Source organism: Micromonospora reichwaldensis (genome assembly GCF_031845925.1).
In the GTDB taxonomy this organism is placed as follows: Bacteria; Actinomycetota; Actinomycetes; order Mycobacteriales; family Micromonosporaceae; genus Micromonospora; species Micromonospora reichwaldensis.
Map to the genome: position 1 here is coordinate 1 of NZ_JAVRFL010000072.1, position 2,497 is coordinate 2,497.

Annotated in this window: 1 protein-coding gene; it reads left to right on the forward strand. The window is 72.0% G+C overall.

Annotated elements, in window-relative coordinates:
• Window positions 1-2,497 (forward strand): non-ribosomal peptide synthetase (locus tag RM555_RS30740; protein WP_311414987.1); only part of this gene is annotated, 2,497 nt, incomplete at both ends.

Here is a 2,497-nt window from a genome sequence, read left to right on the forward strand (position 1 = left end):
CCACCGGCCCGTTACTACGCAGCCACGTCCTCCAACTCGCCCCCACCAGCCACGTGCTCTGCCTCACCTGGCACCACATCGTCCTCGACGGCTGGTCCGTCGGCGTGTTCCACACCGAACTCGACCACCTCTACACCGACCTCACCCACGGTCGCACCCCCTCACTGCCGCCCCTCACCACCCAGTACGCCGACATCGCCCAACGCCAGCGTCACCACTGGCAGGGCGCCGACGCCCAACGACACCTTCACGAACTCGCCGCACGGCTCCGCGACGCCCCGCCCGTGTGCCACCCGCCCACCGACCGGCCCCGCCCCGACACCGAATCCGGGCCCACGGCCATCCACCACACCCACCTACCCACCGGCACCCTGACCGCCCTCGCCGCCCAGACCGGCTCCACCCCCTTCGGCGTCCTCCTCGCCGCCTTCCAACTCCTCATCCACCGCTACACCCACCAGAACCCCATCGTCATCGGCACCCCCCTCACCGGACGCACCGACCCCGACGCCGAAAAACTCATCGGCTTCTTCGTCAACACCCTCCCCCTCGCCGTCGACATCAACCCCCACCACACCTTCCGCCAACTCCTGCACCACTCCCGCACCGTCCTCATGCACGCCGTCACCCACCAGGACATCCCCTTCGACAAACTCGTCGAACACACCCGACCCACCCGCGACCGCCACACCCCACCCCTCATCCAGACCGTCTTCACCGGCGGGAACGCCACGGGCATCGCCGACGAACCCAGGCCACTGCACACCGCCACGATGCGGCCGGTGTCGATCGAGCCGGGAACCGCGAAGTTCGACCTCACGGTCCACGCGGAGGTGGGGACCGACACCGTCGACGTGTACTTCAGCTACGCCCGCGACCTGTACGAGCCCGGCACGATGGCCGACCTGGCCGACAGCTACCGCGCCCTCGTCGCCGCTGTGCTGGCCGATCCCGACCGGCGCCTGTCCACCGTGGAGGCCGTCACCGACGACCAGCGCCGGCGGCTCGCGGCGGTGTCCACGGGGCACCGGAGCGGGTCGGACGGCGCTCCGGGGTGCGTGCCCAGGCTGGTGACGGAGACGGCCCAACGGCAGCCCGACGCGCTCGCCGTCGTCGACGGGGCGGGCGCGATCACCTACCGCGAACTCGACGAGCGGTCCAACCACCTCGCCCACCAACTCCTGCACCACGGCGCCCGACCCGACCACCCCGTCGCCGTCAGCCTCCCACCCGGCACACCCGCCATCACCGCCATGCTCGCCGTCCTCAAAGCCGGCGCCGCCTACCTCCCCATCGACCCCACCGCCCCACCCGCACGCCGACACCACCTCATCACCCACTCCGCCGCCACCATCCTCATCACCCAAGACCCCCACGACACCGACGCACCCCCCGGCGTCGTCACCCTCGCCCCGCACCGCTCCGCCTCCCCGGCGGCACCCCGGGTCGACATCCACCCGGAGCAGCTGGCGTACGTCATCCACACCTCCGGCTCGACGGGCACCCCCAAGGGCGTCATGGTCGCCCACCATGCGCTGGCCAACCTCGTCCGCTGGCACCTCGACACCTATCCCAGCGGACCCGGCCAACGCCACGGGCAGATCGCCAGCCTCGGCTTCGACGCGGCGGTGTGGGAGATCTGGCCTGCGCTGGTCAGCGGCGCCACCCTGCACATCGCCGACCCGGCCGACCGCCTCGACCCCGCCGCGCTGCACGACTGGCTGCACCGGCAGGGTCTCACCGAGGCCTTCGTGCCCACCCCGATCGCCGAGGCCATCCTGCGGCTGCCCACGCCGTCCACCACCACGCTGCGCACGCTGCTCACGGGTGGGGACGCCCTCACCACCCGGCCCTCCGCGCGCACCCCCTACGCCCTGGTCAACCACTACGGGCCCACCGAGGCCGCGGTCGTCGCCACCGCCGGGCCGGTGCGCCCGGACGGGACCCACCGCCCGGACCTCGGCACCCCGATCGACGGCGCCCGCGTCCACCTCCTCGACGCCGGGCTGCGACTGGTGCCGCCCGGCGCGCCCGGCGAGGTCTGCGTCGCCGGCGACGTGGTCAGCCGCGGCTACCTGAACAAGCCCGGGCAGACGGCGGAGCGGTTCCTGCCCGACCCGTACGGACCACCCGGCAGCCGCCTCTACCGCACCGGCGACCTCTGCCGCCTCCGCACCGACGGCACCCTCGAATTCCTCGGCCGCACCGACGAACAAATCGCCATCAACGGCTACCGCATCGAACCCGGCGAAATCGAAACCGCCCTACGCACACAACCCCACATCGAAGCCGCCCTCGTCACCACCCGCACCCTCCCCACCGGCCGCCACCTCATCGCCTACGTCACCAGCACCAGCACCATCGACACCCACCAACTCCGCGACACCCTCCACCACACCCTCCCCCGCCACCTCGTACCCCACGCCATCATCGCCCTGCCCCACTTCCCCCTCACCCGCAACGGCAAGATCGACCGCAACGCACTCCCCGCACCGGA